This is a genomic window from Roseobacter sp., assembly GCF_039970775.1.
Classification (GTDB): Bacteria; Pseudomonadota; Alphaproteobacteria; order Rhodobacterales; family Rhodobacteraceae; genus Roseobacter.
Genome location: NZ_JBDVLG010000066.1, coordinates 1 through 22,516, shown reverse-complemented (window position 1 = coordinate 22,516; position 22,516 = coordinate 1). Strand labels below are relative to the sequence as shown.

Here is a 22,516-nt window from a genome sequence, read left to right as displayed (position 1 = left end):
ACCCTACGGAACCACACCACAACAAAACACCACATCTTGCGGTCCAAATCACCAAACACCCTAAACAATCCAAAGACTCGCAAAACAACACTCACACACAAACAAAATGCCGACTCAAAACATACAATAAGATTCGGGAATGTAGGATGTACCGTGATCGCCGTTCAGGGATTTGATGATTTTATGGTGGTGATCGCCAAGACCGCGCTTAGGCGCGCCTCAACAGGGTTGTCACTTGGTATCGCCCTCGGGCACGGTAAACAGCGCCATGTCGATTGCCTGCATGAGGCTGTGCTTTCGCTTCTTGTCCAGACGCTCGACCGACAGCTGGTTGACGAGCGCTTCACTCGCAAGAACCTTGCCGTATGCTTCACGCACCTGCCTCAGGTGCTGCTCTTTCTCAGCCATTATAAGGGCCAGCTTCATATTCAACGACACCCGCGCACGCCCAAGCCACGACTTCCAAATCACGTCGGCGCCGATTGCTCTCATGTTTGGGTCGTTCGTCGCATTTGCGGCCGCTTCACGCTCGCCAAGCTTGACGAGCTCGGCGCGCACGACATTTTCTCTGGCCAACAACTTTTGAAAGCGCTGCTGCCGTGCTTGATACTTGGCATCAGCCAAAGTGTGGAGTGTGCGGACATCTTCTAACTTCACAATACACTCCCTTTAGCACGCCGGCGCATCGTTTCGGCAAAACGTATCGCAGCAGCCACTGCCTTAAAGTGATCCGGAGCAATCTGGTCTCCAATTTCAGTTGTGGCGTGAAGGGCGCGCGCCGTAGGCGGGTCGCTGTGGATTGGGATACTGTTCTCATGCGCAAGCTCGCGGATACGATGCGCAACCTCATCGACACCCTTAGCTACGCATATAGGTGCCTGCCCCGGTTTCCGTTCCCACTTCAATGCAACCGCGTAATGTGTCGGGTTCACAATAATGACGTCCGCCTTCGGTACGTCGGCCATCATCTGCGCGCCCGCGATGGCCTGAGCGCGTTGACGGCGCTCTTGCTTCATGTGCGGGTCGCCTTCGTTGTTCTTGGTCTCGTCGGTGATTTCTTTTCGCGACATCATGTTTTTGCGCAGGTGCTCAAAGTACTGCCATAGGAAATCGATACCACCTATGACGCTAGAGATGATCACCGCCACCAGCAGGAACGACAAAACGATCTCTGCCAGCAGCGCGATAACGATGCGCGGATTCGTTTGAAGCACTGCGACCATGTCATCCAGATGGATATTGATAAAAAGCGCCAAGCAACCCGAATAGATCAACAGCTTCGTAAAACTGACGGCAAACTGAAACAGGCCCTTTCGCCCGAATTTGTTCTTTGCGTTTGAAATGACCGAGATCTTGTTCAGCTTTGGTGCGATCTTTGTCGGCGCAAACACAATGCCCTTAGTGGCAAAAAGGCAACCCAGCACGGCGAGGGCAGGCAGAGCAAAAATCGGCAACAGACCGCTGCCAACGCTGCGCATAATGCCTTGTGTTGGCGCGGCAGCCGCCCCGTTGAAAAAAAGCGGGGCCAATTGCGCGGATTGATCGATCAGGACCATCATTGTGGTACCCAACTCAATCAGGCCACCACCCCCTGCAGCGATGAATGCCAGCAACAACCCCGCATAGGCACAAGCCGTCAGGATCTCTGTTGATCGGGCGAATTCACCTTTCTTACGTGCATCCAGCAACTTTTGAGGCGTGGCCTCATAGGTCTTGTCACTCTGCTCTGTGTCGTCGCTCACGGGACAGGACCAAATGGATTTGCCAGGAAACCGTCCATCGCGCGCACCCAGATCGACAAAATGAGCGGCGCAGACATCAACAGCAAAAATAACCCGCCTGCGGTGATAACGGGCGCACCGACGAAGGCGACCATCAACTGCGGCATTGCTTTATTGATGACGCCCAACGCGACATTATAGAGGACCGATAGGATAATGAACGGCCCCGCCAGCGTAAACGCGAGCGTGAATGCCCTAGCCACTTGTGAGACACCCCAGTCGGACAGAACGGTCGCTGCAGTAAAGTGTCCCATTGGCATAAAGTCATACGACAGGATGATCAATTCGGCTGCCTTTACATGCAACCCTGTCATCACAGCCAACGCCAAACCACCTACGATAAGAATGTACCCCATAGCTGGCATCGGATCGACGCCAGACCCCCCAAACACTTGAGAAAGCGATGTTGCATTCGCTGCTATTGTACCGGCCGTTTGCAAAGCTAACACAAACAAACGAATACCAATCCCCAACGCGAGCCCAGACAGCACTTCGGTCACGACCAAGAACGCCATATCTCCCAATGTTTCCGAAAGCGGTATCGGCGCTATTGCGGGAGCTACAATCAACATGAAGGCCAGCGCCAAAACGAGCTTGATGCGCGCAGGCACCGATTGCTCGCCAAAAGCAGGCAACATCGAAGCGATCGCCGCAACTCTTACAAAAACAACAAACCCATGCCAAAGGGGGTCATCTAGTAGAGGCAGTAATTCGGCCAATGCCATCATGCGGCAACAACACCAACGAGAGACGGTCGCGCGTCCAGCCCAATTTCCTCAAAGGACAGGACTGGATTATTGATGCCCTTCGCACGCATCACAGTTCTAAGGAAGCGTCTCCGACGTGTATTTGTGACAATAGCGGCATTGATACCAGTCTCGCTCACAGATTGCAGTTTCTCTGAGACATTCTCTGCCAATTGATTGAAAATATCCGGCGGCAGCGCGATATCGAGGCCTCTGTCCGCTTCGACTTGATAGGTCGCAAACGTGTCTTCCCATTCAGGAGCCAGCTGAATAAGCGGCAAGGTCCCATCATCGCGCTTCATATCGGCTATGAGCTGGAAACCAAGTCGTTGCCTTACATGTTCGCAGATCGCTTCTGGTTGCGTATTTTGCCCGCGTGCTTCTGAGATTGCCTCCAGAATTAGCGGCAAATTTCGTATGGAAACTTGCTCATCAAGCAACAGACGCAGCACAGCGTGCAGCATATCAACCGGCACTTTGTCTGGAATCATCTCATCGAGCAATTTTCTATTCGCTTCTGCCCGCATCGGGTCAGAAACATTTACCATTTCCTGCAGTAGACGTCTGAGAGATTTTAACGACAACAACCGGCTAAAGTTCCGCTTTACAGTCTCCAGTAAATGGGTGGCCAAAATTTCAGCGGGTGTCACCAACGTTAAGCCGTCCAATGAAGCTTGTTCTTGATCTCGAGCGCTAATCCATCGTGCCGGCGCCCCGTAGACCGGTTCAGTAGTGTCATTCCCACTGGGGACTTCTGTCGCATTTTCAGGGATAAGCGCCAGTATCCGGTCCGGACTAAGTTCTGCACTTGCTTGCTCCACACCCTGGATTCGCAAAACGTACGTCCCGGGTGCAATGGCCGCGTTATCTGTGAGCCTCACCTCTGGCAAAATTAATCCATACACAGAAGCAACATGGGTCCGCATGTTGGAAATACGCGCATCCAAGCCGGTGCCAGGATCCAGCACCATATTTACGAGATCCGGTGCGAACTCGACATGGATGTCGTCAAGCTCGAGGATATCCCCAAGCGGCTTCTCTTTTGGCAACTCGGCTTCAACCTTCTCCAGGTCAGTCCCGGTGGTTTGGGACTTTGCCTTGCGTTGCAACCGATACGCCGCCACGCCCAACATGGCACCACCGGCAATGAATGGCGCAAAAGGCAAGCCCGGGAACAGCGCAAAAAGAACCATCAATCCAGCAACAGTACCTATCGCCGCCGGGTGCTTACCCAACTGGGCAAACACTGCCAGATCGGTTGAGCCTTGTGCACCGCCCCGTGCCAACAAAAGGGCCGAAGCGATAGAAATAACAACCGCTGGAATTTGGGAAACCAAACCATCCCCGACGGTCAAAATAGCTTATGTTTCAAACGCTTGGCCGAGAGGCATGCCGTGCACGGCGATCCCCATAACCAAACCAGCAACCAAGTTGAGAAGAGTGATAAGTAGCCCCGCAACAGCGTCGCCTTTTACAAACTTTGACGCACCGTCGAGCGATCCAAAGAAAGTCGTCTCTTGCTGTTCTCTTTCACGCCGCTCTCGCGCTTCGGAATGAGTGATTGCCCCAGCAGCCATATCGCTGTCGATGGCCATTTGCTTGCCTGGCATTCCATCCAGCGCAAATCGCGCACCAACCTCTGCCATCCGCGTCGCACCTTTAGTGATAACCATAAAGTTAACGATCAATAATACGCAGAAAACTACAAGTCCGAGAAATACGCTCCCTCCCATAACAAATTGGGCAAACCCCTCGATGACATCGCCGGCGGCATCGGTGCCTGTATGCCCTTGGCCAATAATCAATTTTGTGGACGAAACATTAAGCGATAACCGCAACATCAAAGAAGCAAGAAGAATTGTCGGGAATGCCGAAAAATCAAGAGGTCGTTCGATAAATAGCGTGACAGTGAAGATCAAAATAGCCAACGCGAAAGAGGCAGCCAAGCCGACGTCCAATACCCACGCAGGCATCGGTAAAATCATCATGACTATCACCGCCATCAACGCAACCGCCAACATGATTGTCGGATTGAACAAGGCTTTCACAGTAAAGTTTTGCACGTCATATTTCTCCAAATCTAACGAGAACTAAACTACTCAAGCCTACTTTGTTAATTTTCAATAAAATCTCCATCAAACGCTTCACGCGCAATTTTCGTTGCGGTGCAAAGTGACGACATTCACCACCTAAATCCTCCGCACGCTTCATTTCTGACCTTAGCAAAAGAAAATACCTCCGCGGACATTCGAACCACCTATTTAGCAGACTAATCAAAATTCTCTCAAATAATTCAATTTTGTTACCCAATCTCGCCACTTTGCGTGAAATTAAAAATTGAACAAAAAAGGCTATATTGGTGGAAAATAACTTAAGAGCACTAAATTCAGAACCGAACCACGTAAAGAACCCCATCGCCAAGGCTTTCAAAACAATTAATCATAAATTTAAAACCGCCAAAACACACCAATTTTTCGCATTTCGCCTACTATTGACCCAGAGTAAAATGGCACAATATTTGAATGTAAGGATCAAAAGAAACGGCAAAAATAAGTACAATTTTAGATCCCCATTTTAATACATTTCACGACTCTAACATATCCACACCCTTGGTAAATTATCAGATAACTTATCTCATTTTAGCAGCCTAACACTTTGTTAGGGAACGACAGTTACACCACTTAATATACTTCCCAGAGCCGCTCTTGCCTCGGAACTTTCTTGGATCGCAGTATCTAGAAACTGCAGCATCCCAATCTCGTTCTCCACCCTATCAATAGGCTCTCCAACAAGGGAAATTGCCTGCCCAAGAACGGGTGTATTTAGAGGAAGCAGATCCACCCAATCATTCGATAACCACGCAGATCTAATGGTCTCTTCTCTCGCTTCTTCAGACTTAAAGATATCAAACGCAGTCTCATTTTCTCCCAGTTGAAGTAAAGCCAATCCTCGAAGCCGTTTTACATTCTCGCCCTTCATACTACTTAAAACGAGCAACGCATCGTTGGGCCGCGACACATTTAGCAATGCTTCAGCGTAAATCAAAGCATGAGGAAGACTAATATCATCAGGCGCGGTATCGCCTGAAATCAACTCAATAGATTCCTCGGGAAACCCCAACTTGAGCAACCGGGAAGCAACGATTTCAATCGCTTTTGGGTCAATTTCTAAGCTGTTTTCTGGATGATGTGAGAAGTAACCTTCAAGAAAGCTAATATCATCAGCTTCGGTACCTAGCGCAGAGAAAACAATTGACTGTAGCTGCATCAAAAATACAGGGTCATTGATGACCCGCTTGTCTCCAAGAGCATCGAATGCTTTAGAAAATTGATCCGAATACGACGAGGCTATAACATGAGACCTCAAAAGATCACGCGCAAGGGGCCCTTCACGTCTTTCGAAAGCGTATGTTTCTACCAGCAACGATATGTCCGGTGGGATTTTCTGGGCCTTTGACAGCTGCGTCTCAACGTATGCGATTATCGCCTCCGGAGTCTCTGCTACGTTATCTTGGAGCACGTTCTCTAGTCGATCCTGAGCATTTTCTATGCTGCCCAGTTGTTTTTCGATTTCAGCCTCGGCAAGAGCTACGTTTGCAACAGCATTGTTTTGTTTAAAATCGACATTTCTCAAGGCAATCGCAGCAGATTCTAGATGCCCTGCGTCAGCGAATCTTCGACTTAGAGCAGGCGCCAAAATCAATTTTAAATTGTCAGGGAGATTTGCCAGCGCACGCAGTGCCGCATTTTCATTCACCACCTGATCCGGCGGCAATCTTTGCGCCGCCATCGCACTCCACAGAGCAAGTTCAGAGTCGCAATCTAGAAATCGGTGAACAAATCGGGGGTTTCGCGTGTACCCGTATTCTAAAATATCCGAGATATCCAGAAGCGCAGGGTTTCGTGCGACCAACTCGTCTGCCATTAAAAGTACTTGCTTTGCCTCTGCACCATAACCGAAATGAATATAAAGCTGTGCGAGCTCTTTTGCTACATTTAAATTTAAACCATCAATGTCGGAGAAAAGTTGAGATCGGAGATCTCCCAGCTGAACGGATAGCGGCTCATCGCGACCCCAACTAGACACCGAAACTTGCTCAGACCCGGCACAAACTGCACCAGACATCATCAAGTCGACAGTTCCTGGTAGCAAAGGTTTAGTACGACTTGTCGTGATGCGGATATTTCCGTCGCCAGCGATAATAGGTACTGTGTCTTTTTCTGACGTAGCTTGCGCAGGTAGAGGCGGCTGAACAGCATCAATATCGGTTCTTTTGGCTATGTTTGGCACTGCAGGCTCGAGAATGCCCCGAGAAGCGGCACGACCCAAATCCAAGACAAGCTGTTGCCTTGTCTTTTCCACCAACTCTCGCTCAACCACGGATGAAGAAGGGGAGTTATTATCAGCCTCATTCAAATCATCTGTTTGAGAATTTTCACCGCTATATAGCTCATCAGTTACACCATCGACATCAGCCCACAAGAGATCTCCAAAGTTAAAACTAGATGCAGGTCGCGCTGAAATAAAGCGCGCCGCTTGCTCCACGGGTGCGCTTGGCAAGTCAGGCCCGTCGAAGATATCCACCACCAGATAGTTATTGCGCGCAACAAATGTATTGATGGAACAATCACAAGTTACACCCAGATCCAACCTGGACCGAAAGCCAGTTGCATTCGAGATAATTTCTCGTGAAATAACGTTGAACATTCTACTTATGTTGAAACCATCTTCATGGTTCGAAATGAATATCTTTTTTAAACCAAATTCCTCCTCTACGCGCCACTCCGCGCCGCTAGGGAGCTGCATTACAACTCGCGTAAAGCCCTCATGGTCTCCTGCACGTACGGTGATTGGCTGAGCAATCGCGTCCACTGCCGCTATAAATGCAAAAGCGCTCGATAGCATCAACGCCCTAATCATGCAGCACCCTGCTTCACAGACTTCAGAGCATCCTCGAGTTCGGAGAAGCTTGGCCGGCAGTGAGATGGTGTGTTTTGCCGCCCGACTTCGATGCATATGTTCGTGGCATGTGCATGCAGGTTTGCGACAAGAACTTCACGAATGAGTTGATAAAAGTGGCCATCTTCCTCAGTTATTGTTTTCACTTTTTCGGCAAAAGGCCCCACGAACCCGTAAGCTAAAAATACTCCAAGGAAAGTTCCGACTAATGCACCACCAATTAATTTACCCAGTACCTCAGGTGGTTGATCAATTGAGCCCATTGTTTTGATGATGCCAAGTACAGCCGCAACAATCCCTAACGCTGGAAGCCCATCGGCAATCGTCTGCAATGCATGGCTAGAATGCATAGCGTGATGCATATTGGCCTCCATACGCTTTTCCAACACTTCTTCCACCTGATGTGGGTCGTCATAATTCATTGAAGCCGATCGCATTGTGTCACAAATCAACGCAATAGCTTCGCGATCCTTTAGGATTTTCGGGTACTTTGAGAAAATTGAAGAGTCATCAGGCGCTTCTATGTGTTCTTCAATCGCCACGGGGTTTTGGCGCGCAAGTCGTATGAGTTCGAAAAGTAAACACAGTAGGTCTTTATAATCCTCATGCGCCCACTTTGGTCCTTTAAAAATTTTGCCCATATCGCGCGCAGTTTGCTTAATCGCAGCGCCATCGTTGCTGATCAAAAAGGCACCCACCGCGGCCCCACAAATCATCATCATTTCAAAAGGCAGTGCTTTGAAGATGATGCCCATCTTGCCACCAGCAGCAAGATACCCGCCAAAAACCATGACGAAAATGACAACTATGCCAATGATACCAACCATTTCAAACCCCAATGACTACTTGTATTTGTTATCGCAGAAGGAAGTTAAGAAAGCCTCAGCATAGCTAGCCTTCCGGAATGTCTGCGTTGCGGCCTGCTAGAATAACGCTGATGGAATAGGCAACTTGCGGCGACAACCCCGACAAAATGCCAGCCGCAGCATCAGCACGCATACGACCAAGAAAACCAGCTGCGAAACCGGGTTCCATCTGCTCGAACAAAGCCGATGCGTCTTTTGGTTTCATATTTTCGTAAACTGCTGTGAGACGAACCAAATCATCCTCTGCCGCAGTATTTGCCAATGCCATAAGGCCGCGAAGCGTATCTTCGGCATCTTTTAGGTTCGCAAGGCGCCGTTCAATTTCTTGATCCGCAACCGATAGAGCTTTCATCCGCATGTCGATTTCATTTTCTTTTTTTGCAAGACGCGCTTCACGTTCCTGAAAAGACTTCAACATTTTGGATAATTGCTCCCGACCTTCCTCAGGTGCGGGTTGCGCGACCTGGGCCGTCAAAGGCTCTGTCGGTTCAATCATCGCAGTCGGGTTCTCAGTGGCGACAGCTTGACCGGCACCAATGGCGATTCTCAAGACTGCAGACCCAACCAAAAGCCCTGAAATCAAGAGTATGGAACCACGACCACTGCGACCAGTTAGAAATGCGAATTTCTTCATTGGTGTGTCTCAGTGTTTCTGTGACGTACGAACATCGGCTCACCAGCAGATTGACCAACCGTTGCACCATTCGAGACATGCGCAGGTTCGGGTAAATCATGTAACGACGCCATCTGAAGCTCGAGTTTGCGTGACATGTCTTCTGCACGTGTTGTCAAATCCGTCAATGTATTGGCAGAAGTCGCTGCTGTAGATTGCGCAGCTGCCAACGTTTTGGTGAGGTCGTCGACTTGTGCCGAAAGGACAGCGACCGCACCACCAACACCTTTTTCAAGGTCGTTGAATCTATTCAGCCGGCGTCCAAGCACCAAGCAATAAAGGCCTGCACCAAGCGCGCCTGCAGCCAATAAAACGTCCGCGATGAGTTCCATATCACCCTCCTTAGTTTAGTACAAATTCCATAATCAGAAGATCTTTAACCTGCTCAGGGCTGGTCACCACCTGCACCCGTCTAAGCATTTGCGCACGCAGCCGTGTAAGCGCTGACGGATTGGTAATATCCTGCGCATCGATAGCCCTGAGGTAGCCGTTCAGGACGTCAATCACCCTCGGCAGGACCGCTTCGACGTCAGACACATGCTGTGCGCCTACTTCAAGGTGAGCTCGAAATATCAAATGATCCTGAGCGCTACTTTGCGGTAACGATACAGTAATAGGGTCAAGCGGAACAAAAACAACTTCAGGCGCGCCTTCTTCTTTCGGCGCCTCAACTTCCACCACTTCCGATTCGCCCCCTAAAATAAGACCGCTCCAGGCTGCGAAAAAACCGCCACCCCCGCCGACCAGCAGGAAGACAAGCCCAAGAATTAAAGGCAATTTCGACGATTTTGGTTCAATCTCGTCCTCAACGACGGCTGCATCTGTCATGGTGATCCCATTTTTGGTTACGAAAATCGTTATAGACGCGATTGCACTAACCGATTGTTAAGCCAGATCGTTCATTGCTGTTGCCAGCGCTGAACAGAACGTTCGGCTTGACGGAGGCGACTGTGCAGCAACTATTGAACGCTTGGACCGGACTGGATTTACGACGCCAGATTATTGTGATCGTCGCGACGGTGGCTATGTTTTTCGGGATACTTGCTATGTCCCGCATGGCCTCCGCCCCTTCAATGACCTTGCTTTATTCAGGGCTCGAAAATGGCGCAGCCGGTGATGTCGTCCGCGCCCTAGAACAACGCGGCGCGGCATTTGAGGTTCGCGGAGGCGCCATTTTCGTCGCATCCAATGATCGTGATCAGCTTCGGATGACCTTAGCCAGCGAAGGATTACCAGCAAATTCGAATCGCGGGTACGAACTTCTTGATTCTTTGTCAGGCTTTGGCACGACATCCCAAATGTTTGACGCCGCCTATTGGCGTGCAAAAGAAGGGGAGTTGGCTCGGACCATCGTATCCAGCCCTCACATCACAATGGCACGCGTTCATATCGCCAGCACGGGTTCCAACCCATTCCAGCGCGGCGTGACGCCAAAAGCATCCGTATCGATCACGCCCGCAGGGGCAGCCATCACGACACAGCAAGCGAAGGCTGTCCGATTCCTTGTATCGTCCGCCGTCGCCGGATTGGCCTCGGAGGATGTCGCTGTGATCGACGCAAACGGAGCGTTGATCGGCACCGCAGACGATGCAGCGCCAGCAGGGTCAGATGACAAAGCCCAAACCATACGGGATAAAGTACAACGCCTCCTCGAAGCACGGGTCGGGTTTGGAAACGCCATCGTAGAGGTCAGCGTCGATACAGTCACCGAAAGTGAAGCGATTCGAGAGCGCACGTTCGATCCACAAAGCCGAGTCGCGATAAGCACCGACACCGAAGAACGCAGCAATTCATCAAACGAAGCTGGAGGCGGAAACGTCACCGTGGCATCCAACCTCCCGGATGAGGAAGGCGGGAATGGCGAAAACTCCTCATCCCAGAACAGCGAAACGCGCGAACGGGTTAACTATGAAGTATCCGAAACCGAGCGGGAGATTGTTCGTGTACCCGGTGCTATCAAACGTTTGACCGTCGCAGTTCTTGTCAATGACACCGTTACACCAACGGAAACCGGCGAGCAGGAACTTACACCCCGCGACGCAGCCGAGCTTGAAGCGCTGCGAGATCTTGTAGCCTCGGCCGTCGGTTTTGACGAAACGCGCGGTGACATCATTACGATCAAATCGATGGCGTTGCAGAGCGTGTCTCCACAAGGCACAACGGTGGGTGCATCGTTCTTTGACGGCATGCATCTGGACATCATGTCTGCGATACAAATGGCCGTCCTGGCCGTCGTCACCTTGATTCTTGGCCTGTTTGTGGTGCGTCCGCTTTTGAGCAAGACACCCCTACCGCTCGAGGAAGGTATCCCTGCGCTTCCACCCGCTGACGCGGCTTCGGCTGACAGCGCAGAGCTCGACGGGAGCTTTGGTTTGGACGATCTCGAGCTTCCTGACCTTCCAATGATATCCAGCTTTGGTGATGATCAGGGCGGAGAACTGCCCGAGTTGATGATGGGTGGCGCAATGTCAGACGATCCCGTTGATCGTCTTCGGTCCATGATCGGCGAACGGCAAGAAGAAACCGTCGAAATCCTGAGAAGCTGGCTGGAAGATAAAGAGGAAAATGCTTGATGTCTCTGTCGCACCGGTATCGCAACTTCGGTGGGGAAAAGGCGCCTGAACCCACTATTGAAGAAGATAGCACCAGCGTTGCGGCCTCCGAAGATCAACAGTTAGAAGCCTTTGAAAAAGGTTATCAAGCTGGTTGGGACGACGCCGTAAAAGCCCAGAGCGATTCTGTCACAAAAGTAAGTGCCGAGTTCGGGCAAAACTTGCAGGATATGTCCTTCACCTATCAGGAGGCGCTCTCAAAATTGACGCTTTCGATGAAGCCAATCATGGTCGAAATCGTCGATAAGTTACTCCCTGCAGTGGCGCATGACACACTTGGCCCTCAAATTGTCGATCAGGTATTTGACCTTCTGCGTGAACATCCGAACCAACCTATCGAACTTGTTGTCGCGCCTTCAAATATCGAAACGGTCCAGCACTTGGCAGAAGACAAAATTAAAGCTCCCTTTGAGATAGTCGGCGACCAAACGCTAGCCGATGGGCAGGCGTTTGTCCGAATTGGCACAGAAGAACGCAGTATCGATATGCAAACAATCTTAACTGGCGTCAGCGACGCAATTACCGCTTTTTTCTATGAAGCAGAGCAGGAGAATAAAAATGGATGATGCAACCGGCGCCCGCAGCGCAACATCAGAGACGAGCAATCCATTCACGTCGGTCCCCATTGAAGTCAGCGTCTGCGTTGGTAAAGCACGCCCTCTTATTCGAGATTTAGTCGCTCTGGGGGAGAACGCCGTGCTGCCATTGGACAAGACGGTTGATGACCCAGTTGAATTGTACGTTGGCGACCGGCTCATCGCGCGTGGCATGCTCGAAGAAAAAGATGATGCTGCCAGCGGTCAACTGGTTGTTCGCCTGACCGAAGTCATAGATCTACAGACAGGCCACTAACGTCACATGAATAAGCTGCACCTTGCTACTTACCTAATAGTTGCGACTTTTCTGATGGCGATGCCAGCAGCAGCGCAAGGTTTGTCATTTTCGTTGGGTGACGGGGAATCTGTTAGCGCAAGAACCATCCAGCTTTTCGCGTTGATCACGGTCTTGAGCTTGGCGCCAGGGCTGGCGATCATGGTGACCTGTTTTCCCTTTCTGGTGACCGTTTTGTCAATTTTGAGGCAAGCTATCGGCTTGCAGCAATCGCCACCCAACATGCTAATTGTCAGCCTAGCGCTCTTTCTAACCTATTTCATCATGGAGCCTGTTTTTACAGAAGCGTGGAGAAATGGGATCATCCCACTCAATAACGAAGCAATAGATATTGAAACAGCAGTTATCCGCACGCTGGAACCTTTCCGGGTCTTCATGGCAAGCCGGCTAGACCCTGAAACATTCTACGCAATGGCCGAATTGAGACCGGATACGATCTCAGAAACGCCGACCCCAGACGCATCATTGTCCATACTCATCCCAAGCTTCTTACTCTCCGAAGTTTCCCGTGCCTTTCAAATCGGTTTCCTGGTATTTCTACCTTTTTTGATTATTGACCTCGTGGTTGCCGCTGTTTTGATGTCGATGGGGATGATGATGGTGCCTCCTGTCATCGTATCACTCCCATTCAAGCTCGCGTTTTTTGTTCTCGCAGACGGGTGGAGTTTGATAGCAGGCAGTCTTGTTCGTAGTTATTTTTAATTTTTCCTTGCACCCTGCGAAGCAGAGCCAGCCTTGCACGACTATCTTCGCAACCGTCCATTGGTCGACGTGCGGCAATAAAGCCCGCCACAGGCCTGCGCCATCTGGCACCACATGAGCTACTCCCTATTAAGTCCTCTATTTTAGGATACTTTTGTTCAGGTTTTGGCCTTCCTGTGACCGTGCCCAATATGTCGCAGGCACCGAGATTTGTCTGTGAGAGGTAAAATCCCAAGCCCCAGCCAAGCACTTCAAACTCAGAACTTTAACTTGAAATGCAACCAATGGGCCCATACGACCTTAGTCATCCGCAAAATAGCTCTGACGCGAAACAGGAAATCCAGCGCATGACCGATGCCTACAATCCCGCAAAAGATGGCGCAGAAATGTCATTCTCGAAAAACATGAGTTATAGTGATTATCTCGGCATGGATGGTCTGCTGGCGTCCGCTACACCGCTGTCGAATGCCCATGACGAAATGCTGTTCATTGTCCAACACCAAACGTCCGAACTATGGATGCGGCTCGCCCTACACGAACTAAATTCGGCTCGAAATCTGATGTTGGTCGGCAAGACCCAAGAAGCCTTCAAAATGCTGTCCCGTGTCGCGCGCATTTTCGAGCAACTGAACAATGCCTGGGACGTATTGCGCACAATGACGCCCAGCGACTACACCACATTTCGCGAAGACCTCGGCAAATCCTCTGGGTTCCAGTCGCACCAATATCGGTTGATCGAATTCATGTTGGGCAACCGTAATCCGGCGATGATGAAGGTGCACGAACACCGCACTGAACTCCACAAAATGTTACAGTTTGAGCTGTCCCAACCCTCCTTATACCACGTAGCGTTGCGGTTGCTCCAAGATGCGCTTGGGATGCAATTCAACACAGATGTGTTCCGTATGGACAGCCCCCATGCCCCCCAGCAAGCGGTCATAGAGGCATGGACAACGGTCTATAACGATCCGCAATCACATTGGACCCTTTATGAACTGGCAGAAAAGCTAGTTGATCTTGAAGATTATTTTCGCCGTTGGCGCTTTAATCACGTCACCACCGTCGAACGGATCATCGGGTTCAAACGCGGGACAGGTGGGACCAGTGGCGTGACGTATTTACGGCGCATGCTTGAAGTGGAACTCTTCCCGGAGCTGTGGCATCTGCGAGGAGACCTATGATGAGTTTGCCCAAAAAACACCTGTTCGACCTACCCGATGGCGTGATCTATCTGGATGGAAATTCGCTAGGCCCCCTGCCCAAAGGTGTCGCAGAAAAACTGCAGCACGCCGTCACAGCCGAATGGGGTCAGGCGCTGATCAAAGGCTGGAACACCTGTGGTTGGATGGATCAACCCACACGCGTCGGCAATATGGTGGCGCGTTTGATCGGCGCCCCGCACGGCAGTGTCGTCATGGGCGACACCTTGTCAATCAAGGTATTTCAGGCGCTTTCTGCCGCGCTTGCCATGCGCCCCGACCGCAAAGTCATCCTATCCGATACCGGGAATTTCCCAACCGACTTGTACATGGCTGAAGGCCTGATCCGCCTAAAAGACGCCGGATACACCCTGCGCACCGTCGCCCCCCAAGACGCCAGCGCCGCGATCACCGAAGACATCGCAGCCGTAATGCTAACCGAGGTCGACTACCGCACAGGCCGCAAACACGACATGCACGACATCACCCGCCGTGCGCAAAATGCCGGTGCCGTGATGATCTGGGATTTGGCACATAGCGCCGGCGCTGTCGAAGTTAACCTGACCCAGGCAAGGTGCGAATTTGCAGTGGGCTGCACCTATAAATACCTCAATGGCGGGCCCGGCGCCCCCGCATTTATCTACGTCCGACCAGACCTGACAGAACACATCGAACCCGCGCTGTCCGGATGGTTGGGCCATCAAGCCCCCTTTGCCTTTGATCTCTCCTACACCCCCGCACCATCAATTGAACGGATGCGCGTTGGTACGCCACCGGTCTTGCAAATGACCGCATTGGAACACGCAATGCAGGTCTGGGACGGCGTAGAAATGTACGACATTCGCACGGCATCTTTGGCCTTGTCCGAGCAGTTCATCACCGAGGTAGAAGCCCGCTGCCCAGATCTGACCTTGATCAGCCCGCGCGATGGGGCGACCCGTGGGTCGCAGGTTTCATTTTCATTCGAACACGGGTACGCGGCCATGCAAGCCCTGATCGACCGCGGCGTTATTGGCGACTTCCGCGCCCCAAATGTAATGCGGTTCGGCTTTACGCCGCTGTATCTGGATGCCTCTGATGTCACCGCCGCGGTGGATATTCTAGCCCAGGTCATCAATGATAACCTCTGGGACAAACCCGCCTACAAAACCAAAAGCCGCGTAACCTAACGCCACACACGCCCATCTTCACCGGCAGATGAATGCGCACGAACAAGAGCCTCTCTTGTTGCGGGGCAAGGCTATGATCTATAGCCTAACTCAAAGTGTAAATTGACAGCTTGGACCTCCATTGATTTTACAAACAATGACTTTGGACAGGCCGCCGTTGCCCCTGCACCACCCGAACCCGCCTCACGGCGAGCGGCAGCATCTGATATTCACATGCGCCCCCAGACCAAACCCCACCACGGACGGACATATATGATGCAGACCTCGTATGCGAAAATCGGCCGCCAAGAACTCCGCCGTGTGCGCAAACGCAGCCGTTCGTTGTATTGGGCCGTTGCCTTATTCAGCCTGTTTGCCAACCTATTGATGTTAACTGGGCCACTCTACATGCTTCAGGTCTATGACCGGGTGCTTGGCTCGGGGTCGCAGGAAACCCTTGTTGCCCTCTCGATGATCGTCATTTTTATGTATGCAATCATGGGTTTACTCGACTTTACGCGTGGGCGCATCATGGCCCGTGTCGGTGCGCGGTTCCAAGACGACCTGGACCGCCGTGTATTTGATGCGGTCGTGCGCAAATCGGCGGTCGCACCTGATCTCAAAACCCAAACCGGCCTCGCCGATCTGGAAGCCGTTCAACGGCTTATGACGTCTCCGGTTTTGATGGCCGCCTTTGATATGCCATGGACACCTGTTTTCTTTGCCGGCATCTTTTTGTTCCACCCCCTACTGGGGTATTTTGCCGTTGGCGGTGCGGTGGTGCTGATCTTGATCGCACTGGCCAACCAATTGCTCTCTCGCGAACCCCAAGCAGGCGCGACACACGCGGGGCATGTGGCCACACTGATGGCCGACCAAATCCGCAATGAATCTGAGATGGTACAAGCCATGGGTATGCGCGATGCGGCCTTTACACGGTGGCAATCGGCCCGTGGTCAATCATTGGGGCGGCAGGTACAAGCCACGGATGTAACAGGGTTGTTTTCATCCATGACCAAAACGCTGCGGTTGCTGCTGCAATCGGCGATGTTGGGGATCGGCGCGTGGTTGGTGCTGCAAAATGAGATGACCGCAGGCGCGATGATTGCAGGGTCTATCTTGCTGGGTCGGGCGCTCGCCCCGGTCGAACTGGCGCTGAACCAATGGCCTTTGGTACAACGGGCCTTCAAAGGCTGGGACAATTTGGGCGAACTATTGGGCGCGGTCCCCGAAGAAAAAGAAAAAACACCGCTTCCGGCGCCAAAGGCCAATCTGGGGGTCAAACTGCTTAGCATCGTCCCACCGGGCGAACGTCAAGCATCCCTGAAATCTCTGACCTTTGATGTTAAACCAGGGCAGGCCATCGGCGTTATCGGACCGTCGGGCGCAGGCAAATCCACTCTGGCACGGGCGTTGACCGGTGTTTGGGCCCCCACCGCCGGGTCGATCCGGCTGGACGGGGCGACATTAGATCAATACGCGCCGCATATTCTGGGCCAGCACATTGGGTATTTACCCCAAAGGGTTCAGCTTTTTGATGGCACGATCGCGGAAAATATCGCCCGTCTGGAATCAACACCAGATTCTGAAAAGGTCGTCATTGCGGCCAAAAAAGCAGCGGCGCATCAAATGATTTTGGACTTACCCAAAGGCTATGACACCGATGTCGCAACAGGCCAATCGCGCCTTTCGGGCGGTCAAATGCAACGGATCGGCCTGGCCCGCGCGCTTTATCGCGATCCGGTTTTGGTGGTGCTAGACGAGCCAAACTCGAACCTCGACAACGAAGGCAGCATGGCCCTTAACGCCGCCATCCGCGCCCTAAAGAAAGACGGGCGTTCCGTTTTGATTATGGCCCACCGGCCCGCAGCTATTCAGGAATGTGACATGTTGCTTGTCCTCGAGAACGGCACCCGCGCGGCCTTTGGATCCAAAGACGAGGTCTTGGCCAGTATGGTCAAAAACCATGAACAAATCAAAAAAGCACCCACCAATAAAGGAGGCGTCACATGACTGATCCCACGCAATGGTCTGCGCGCAAGCCTCTGGTTTTGGGCTTTTTGGGCCTTTTGGTCTTGGTCGGCGGGTTTGGCGCTTGGTCCGTCATGACGCAAATTTCCGGGGCTGTGGTGTCATCCGGGCGGTTCGAAGTCGACCGTAATCGCCAGATTGTACAGCATGAAACCGGCGGCACAGTTGCCGAAATTCTGGTGGATGAAGGCGATACAGTTGGCGCAGGCGACCTGCTGTTGCGGCTGGACGGGGCGCAACTTGGATCACGGTTGGTCATTATCGAAGACCAGATTTTCGAGATCATGGCCCGGCGGGGGCGTCTAGAAGCCGAACGCGATGATGACGAGGCCATCACATTTGACACCGAAGTCCTCACGGCATCGGGCGCTGACGATGATGTACAAGAGCTCGTTGAAGGGCAGCGTAACCTGTTCAACGCCCGTCGCATCTCGATCGCGCAAGAGATCGACCAACTATCCAAACGGTCGGGTCAAATTCGCAGTCAAATCATAGGAATAGAGGCGCAAGAAACGTCACTTTCCGAACAGCTTGCGCTGATCGAAATAGAACTGACCAATCAGAAATCGCTCTTGGAGCGACAATTAACGCAGGCAGGCACTGTGCTCAGCCTGCAACGGGAATTCGCACGGTTGAACGGCCAATTGGGCGAACTTGCCGCCTCGCGCGCGCAGGCCGAAGGGCGCATCACCGAGATCGATATCGAGCGTCTCAAACTGGCAACCGGCACCCGCGAAGACGCCATAACCCAGCTGCGTGACATGCGCGCCCGCGAACTTGAGCTGATGGAAGAACGCAACGCGCTGCGCGAAGAAATCGACCGTTTGAACATTCGCGCGCCCGTATCCGGTATCGTCTACGACATGCAGGTGCGCACGCCCCGGTCTGTGATCCGGGCGGCAGAACCCGTGATGTTTTTGGTGCCGCAAGACCGCCCGCTGGTGATCGCGGCGCGGGTTGATCTGATCCACATTGACCAGCTGGTCGCGGGCCAAGATGTGACCCTGCGCCTGTCCGCGCTGGATCAACGCACGACGCCGGAACTATACGGCAACGTGGTGCAAATCTCGGCCGATGCCTTCGAAGACGACGCCACCGGCCAAAGCTATTACCGCACTGAAATCGAACTCAACGAAGGCGAGATCGATAAATTGGCCGAAGGCACGGTGTTAATACCCGGCATGCCCGTGGAAACCTACATCAAGACAGGCGACCGGTCGCCATTGGCCTATTTGATCAAGCCATTGGCCGACTATTTCGCACGCGCCTTCCGGGAAAGCTAACTGCGCCCCGGCAGGCTATCGCGGGCGGGCAGATCCTGCCAATGGTCGATCACATGCATCGCCTCGGCCGCGCTGTCGACGAACCGAAACAGGTCAAGGTCTTCGTCCGAGATCGTACCCGCGTCTGCCAGCACGTCCCAATTGACGATACCGTCCCAGAACGCGCGCCCAAATAACAACACAGGCACCGGCTGCATGCGGCCTGTCTGGATCAACGTCAGTGTCTCGAACAGTTCGTCCAGCGTGCCAAACCCGCCCGGAAACACACAGATCGCCTTGGCGCGCATCAGGAAATGCATCTTGCGGATGGCGAAATAGTGAAAGTTAAAACACAGCTCTGGTGTGACGTATTCATTCGGCGCTTGTTCATGCGGCAGCACGATATTGAGCCCGATAGAATGGCCGCCCGCGTCTTGGGCCCCACGGTTTCCGGCCTCCATCACGCCGGGGCCACCACCGGTGACCACCACGTTCTCGCGCCCGTCGCTCTCAAGGCTTTTCAACGTCATCAACCGCGCAAACTCGCGGGCTTCGTCGTAGAAATGCGACAGATCCGCCAGCGTTTTCGTGCGCGCGCTGTCCTTGTTGGCCGGGCTGGGAATGCGCGCGCCACCAAACAACACAATCGTGCTGGCGATGTCGTGCGCATCTAGCATCATCTCGGGTTTGAGCAGTTCCAACTGCAACCGCACGGGCCGCAATTCATCACGGCACAGAAAATCCTCGTCAGCAAAGGCGAGACGGTAGGCGGCTGCGCGTGTTTGGGGCGTGTCAGGAATATCCTGAACGGCATCACGGTCCGTATGCGCGTCGCGCAGCGGGTGGCGGGGTTTGGTCATCAAAATCACTCCGGTCGCTTGTTTGCCATAGGGGGCCACGTTGCACCCCAAGATGCAATGGCCCGCGCGCAGATGGATTGCGCCTGTGGCACAGCGCTTGTATAGGCGCAGGAGATTAATCTTTCCTTGGGGGACCCAGATGTCGAACGCTCAGCTTGAAACCGCCATCGAAGCCGCATGGGATGCGCGCGATACCATCACGCCAGCCACAACCGGCGAAACGCGCGATGCCATCGAAGACACGCTTGCCGCGCTCGACGGTGGCACCCTGCGCGTGGCCGAAAAACAGGCCAGCGGCGATTGGCATGTGAACCAGTGGGCCAAAAAAGCCGTGCTGTTGGGGTTCCGCATCAAGGACATGGAAACCCAATCAGGCGGCCCACAAGGCAGCGGCTGGTGGGACAAGGTCGACAGCAAATTCGTCGGTTGGGGGGACGACCAATGGAAAACCGCCGGGTTCCGCGCTGTTCCCAACTGCATCGTGCGCAAATCCGCGTTTATCGCGCCGGGCGTCATTTTGATGCCATCCTTCGTGAATTTGGGCGCCTATGTGGACGAAGGCACCATGGTTGACACATGGGCAACGGTTGGATCCTGCGCGCAGATCGGCAAAAACGTGCACCTGTCCGGGGGCGTCGGCATTGGCGGCGTTTTGGAACCGATGCAGGCAGGCCCAACGATCATCGAAGACAATTGTTTCGTCGGTGCGCGGTCCGAAGTCGTCGAAGGCTGCATCGTGCGCGAAGGGTCTGTTTTGGGCATGGGTGTGTTCATCGGCCAATCCACCAAAATCGTGGATCGCGAAACCGGCGAAGTCACCTATGGCGAGGTCCCTGCGGGATCGGTTGTTGTGTCCGGGTCGATGCCATCGAAAAACGGTGTGAACCTTTACTGCGCCGTGATCGTCAAGAAGGTCGACGCACAGACGCGGTCCAAGACATCCATTAACGAATTGCTGCGCGACTAAACCCTTGCTTAAGACCTGGGGCACTCTTGCCCCAGCAATGCCCCGTAAAGGCCAAGGATCGGATATAATCCGGTCCGCTTAGCGGCGTACGCACGACCCATGCGTCATGCCTCCGTTCCAATATCATTCCAGACCCTTCAAGTCGTGGCAGACCTGCAATCCGCAGTGTCCCTCGGCTATAACGCGCTTGCCGGCCGTTTAGATCCCGGCAAAAAGCAACTGTTGCGGCGGATTATTTTTGACCAAAAATGCGTCCTGTCTGTCGCCGACTGCGACGGTATTCACGCAGATCTGTTGCTGGTTGCCGCCTTGCCCGACAAATGCACCGATGGTTTCATGACGGCCACCGCTTTGTTGCTGGCTGACCGTTTGCAGGGGGGCGCCGGGCGCGACGATCTCTTTTGGAACTGGGACGCGTTTCAAAAACACTACCGGGATGCGCCATCGCCTATCCGCGCCGCAGTCATGAATGGGTTCCGCTGGGCCCATGCCACCCGCCGGGTAAATCTCGAAACCCTGCCAGAAGGCCGCGATCTGCACACCTACGACGGCAAAGACCTGCTGCGCGTTCTAAAGGTCGTGGCGCGGTCCATGTCAGACGACATGCGCGACCAAGTCTGCCGCGCCGGGCCAAAAGACACCCGCTTGGTGCATCGAAAGGCGCTGGAAAATTGCCTGACGGGCAGTTGCGTCGTGTCGGACTATGGCGGCTGGTTTCCCGGCGAGGTCGTCGAACTTGTCTCGCTTGATCCCACACATCCGGGCTTTGTGCATTGCACCGCGTTGATGTTGCTCGACGCGCTGGTCACACGTGATGCCCGAGGCCGCATGGCATTTCGGTGGGAAGAATTAGGCCCCGACTACCGGCGCATGACATCCGATGCGCGCGGGATCATCATGGCCGGTGTGCGCCATCTTTACGAAATGGGGCTAGAATGGGCGCCTTATTCCACATGGACCCCTGACCAACTGGTTGAAAAAGCCGTTGTGGTGCCTTTCGCCAAGCCCTAACAAGCATAGCATGTCAGAGAAAAAGAAAACATCGCGGCAACAGGTCTACACATTGGTTGTTCAGATCGGCCGTAAGGATGGTGATGGATTGCCCAGCAAGGCGACAGGTGCGGGGCTGGTGATATTTGCCAGCGGCATCGACGAGGCCGAAGCCGTGCGCGAAACCGTAGCCGTGTTGAAACAAGCCGATACCGCACCGCTGGATGTCACCGGCTATGGCACGTTGGATGAACGGCTGGCCGAAGGTCACGATATTGACGACCAAGAACGCGGCCTTATGCAGCGTGCGCTCGATGAAAACGCGGTGATCATCGCCCAGATGGAGCCATTCTACGGCGATCACCCCGCGCTCGACGCCGACTAACCCCCCCAAAAGGAGCATTCCATGTCTGGTACCGATCCTGTTGCATTGACCGCCGATCTGGTCCGCTGTCCATCTGTCACGCCTGCGGATGAGGGTGCGTTGGATATCCTGCATGGCCTGCTTGGCGCGGCCGGGTTTGCCTGCAGCTGGGCAGATCGCGGTGGCATTCGCAATCTGTTTGCACGGTGGGGCGACCGGGGGCATGCGCGCACCTTTGGGTTCAACGGTCATACAGATGTCGTGCCTATCGGCGATGCCAACGCCTGGCGCATGCCGCCCTTTGGCGCCGAGATCAAAGATGGCGTGCTCTATGGGCGCGGGTCAACCGATATGAAATCAGGCGTCGCCGCCTTTGCCGCCGCCGCTATCGATTTTGTGCAATCGACCCCGCCCGATGGGGCGATTATTCTGGCGATCACGGGCGACGAAGAAGGCGATGCCATC

General features: G+C 53.3%; 21 protein-coding genes and 1 pseudogene. 12 read left to right on the top strand and 10 right to left on the bottom strand.

The window, feature by feature from the left end; translation table 11 throughout:
* Positions 1-231: 231 nt before the first annotated feature.
* The 9 genes and pseudogenes from ABJH13_RS18330 to ABJH13_RS18290 form a co-directional block, all read right to left on the bottom strand.
* A complete protein-coding gene (locus ABJH13_RS18330; protein ID WP_348407672.1) occupies positions 232-657 on the bottom strand; it encodes a hypothetical protein in 426 nt (141 codons plus the stop codon).
* Positions 654-1,742 (bottom strand): flagellar type III secretion system protein FlhB, encoded by a 1,089-nt coding sequence (locus ABJH13_RS18325; protein WP_348407671.1) that lies wholly within the window; start codon positions 1,740-1,742, stop codon positions 654-656. Before ABJH13_RS18325 ends, ABJH13_RS18330 begins: the two co-directional genes overlap by 4 nt.
* Positions 1,739-2,509 carry a flagellar biosynthetic protein FliR gene (locus ABJH13_RS18320; protein WP_348407670.1) on the bottom strand — a complete coding sequence of 257 codons (771 nt, stop codon included), beginning with the start codon at positions 2,507-2,509 and terminating at the stop codon, positions 1,739-1,741. Before ABJH13_RS18320 ends, ABJH13_RS18325 begins: the two co-directional genes overlap by 4 nt.
* A pseudogene (gene flhA, locus ABJH13_RS18315) lies at positions 2,506-4,548 on the bottom strand (flagellar biosynthesis protein FlhA). Before flhA ends, ABJH13_RS18320 begins: the two are co-directional and overlap by 4 nt.
* Positions 4,549-5,185: 637 nt before the next feature.
* A complete protein-coding gene (locus ABJH13_RS18310) occupies positions 5,186-7,447 on the bottom strand; it encodes a hypothetical protein (RefSeq protein ID WP_348407669.1) in 2,262 nt (753 codons plus the stop codon).
* Complete coding sequence (motA, locus tag ABJH13_RS18305; RefSeq protein ID WP_348407668.1) at positions 7,444-8,313, bottom strand: flagellar motor stator protein MotA; 870 nt, start codon at positions 8,311-8,313, stop codon at positions 7,444-7,446. The genes ABJH13_RS18310 and motA overlap by 4 nt, the downstream gene beginning before the upstream one ends.
* Before the next feature lie 64 nt (positions 8,314-8,377).
* Positions 8,378-8,986, bottom strand: a complete 609-nt coding sequence (locus ABJH13_RS18300; RefSeq protein WP_348407667.1) for a hypothetical protein — start codon at positions 8,984-8,986, stop codon at positions 8,378-8,380.
* Positions 8,983-9,357: a hypothetical protein gene (locus ABJH13_RS18295; protein WP_348407666.1), complete on the bottom strand. Its 375-nt coding sequence runs from the start codon at positions 9,355-9,357 to the stop codon at positions 8,983-8,985. The genes ABJH13_RS18300 and ABJH13_RS18295 overlap by 4 nt, the downstream gene beginning before the upstream one ends.
* Positions 9,358-9,367: 10 nt before the next feature.
* Positions 9,368-9,853, bottom strand: coding sequence for a flagellar basal body-associated FliL family protein (locus ABJH13_RS18290; RefSeq protein WP_348407665.1), 486 nt, complete (start codon positions 9,851-9,853; stop codon positions 9,368-9,370).
* Positions 9,854-9,975: 122 nt separating this feature from the next.
* On the opposite strand from ABJH13_RS18290, the gene fliF reads away from it, so the two are divergent.
* The 8 genes from fliF (at position 9,976) to ABJH13_RS18250 (ending at position 18,891) form a co-directional block, all read left to right on the top strand.
* On the top strand, positions 9,976-11,598 hold the full coding sequence (gene fliF, locus ABJH13_RS18285) for a flagellar basal-body MS-ring/collar protein FliF (protein ID WP_348407664.1): 1,623 nt from the start codon (positions 9,976-9,978) through the stop codon (positions 11,596-11,598).
* A complete protein-coding gene (locus ABJH13_RS18280; RefSeq protein WP_348407663.1) occupies positions 11,598-12,203 on the top strand; it encodes an ABC transporter ATP-binding protein in 606 nt (201 codons plus the stop codon). Before fliF ends, ABJH13_RS18280 begins: the two co-directional genes overlap by 1 nt.
* Positions 12,196-12,489, top strand: a complete 294-nt coding sequence (locus ABJH13_RS18275; RefSeq protein WP_348407662.1) for a FliM/FliN family flagellar motor C-terminal domain-containing protein — start codon at positions 12,196-12,198, stop codon at positions 12,487-12,489. The genes ABJH13_RS18280 and ABJH13_RS18275 overlap by 8 nt, the downstream gene beginning before the upstream one ends.
* 6 nt (positions 12,490-12,495) lie before the next feature.
* Complete coding sequence (gene fliP, locus ABJH13_RS18270; RefSeq protein ID WP_348407661.1) at positions 12,496-13,230, top strand: flagellar type III secretion system pore protein FliP; 735 nt, start codon at positions 12,496-12,498, stop codon at positions 13,228-13,230.
* 347 nt (positions 13,231-13,577) lie between these two features.
* Positions 13,578-14,411 (top strand): tryptophan 2,3-dioxygenase family protein, encoded by an 834-nt coding sequence (locus ABJH13_RS18265; RefSeq protein WP_348407660.1) that lies wholly within the window; start codon positions 13,578-13,580, stop codon positions 14,409-14,411.
* Entirely contained in the window at positions 14,408-15,598 is a 1,191-nt protein-coding gene (kynU, locus tag ABJH13_RS18260) for a kynureninase (protein WP_348407659.1), read from the top strand. The genes ABJH13_RS18265 and kynU overlap by 4 nt, the downstream gene beginning before the upstream one ends.
* 252 nt (positions 15,599-15,850) lie before the next feature.
* Positions 15,851-17,590, top strand: a complete 1,740-nt coding sequence (locus tag ABJH13_RS18255) for a type I secretion system permease/ATPase (RefSeq protein ID WP_348407658.1) — start codon at positions 15,851-15,853, stop codon at positions 17,588-17,590.
* Positions 17,587-18,891, top strand: coding sequence for an HlyD family type I secretion periplasmic adaptor subunit (locus tag ABJH13_RS18250; protein ID WP_348407657.1), 1,305 nt, complete (start codon positions 17,587-17,589; stop codon positions 18,889-18,891). Before ABJH13_RS18255 ends, ABJH13_RS18250 begins: the two co-directional genes overlap by 4 nt.
* Here the strand turns inward: ABJH13_RS18250 and ABJH13_RS18245 are convergent.
* Complete coding sequence (locus tag ABJH13_RS18245; RefSeq protein WP_348407656.1) at positions 18,888-19,730, bottom strand: TIGR00730 family Rossman fold protein; 843 nt, start codon at positions 19,728-19,730, stop codon at positions 18,888-18,890. The genes ABJH13_RS18250 and ABJH13_RS18245 overlap by 4 nt on opposite strands.
* A 139-nt stretch (positions 19,731-19,869) precedes the next feature.
* Between ABJH13_RS18245 and dapD the strand changes: the two genes are divergently transcribed.
* The 4 genes from dapD to ABJH13_RS18225 form a co-directional block, all read left to right on the top strand.
* Positions 19,870-20,697, top strand: a complete 828-nt coding sequence (gene dapD / locus ABJH13_RS18240; RefSeq protein WP_348407655.1) for a 2,3,4,5-tetrahydropyridine-2,6-dicarboxylate N-succinyltransferase — start codon at positions 19,870-19,872, stop codon at positions 20,695-20,697.
* Between the two features lie 99 nt (positions 20,698-20,796).
* A complete protein-coding gene (locus ABJH13_RS18235; RefSeq protein ID WP_348407654.1) occupies positions 20,797-21,708 on the top strand; it encodes a hypothetical protein in 912 nt (303 codons plus the stop codon).
* 10 nt (positions 21,709-21,718) lie between these two features.
* Positions 21,719-22,072, top strand: a complete 354-nt coding sequence (locus ABJH13_RS18230) for a hypothetical protein (RefSeq protein ID WP_348407653.1) — start codon at positions 21,719-21,721, stop codon at positions 22,070-22,072.
* A 21-nt stretch (positions 22,073-22,093) separates the two neighbouring features.
* Positions 22,094-22,516 (top strand): M20/M25/M40 family metallo-hydrolase (locus tag ABJH13_RS18225; protein WP_348407652.1); only part of this gene is annotated, 423 nt, incomplete at its 3' end.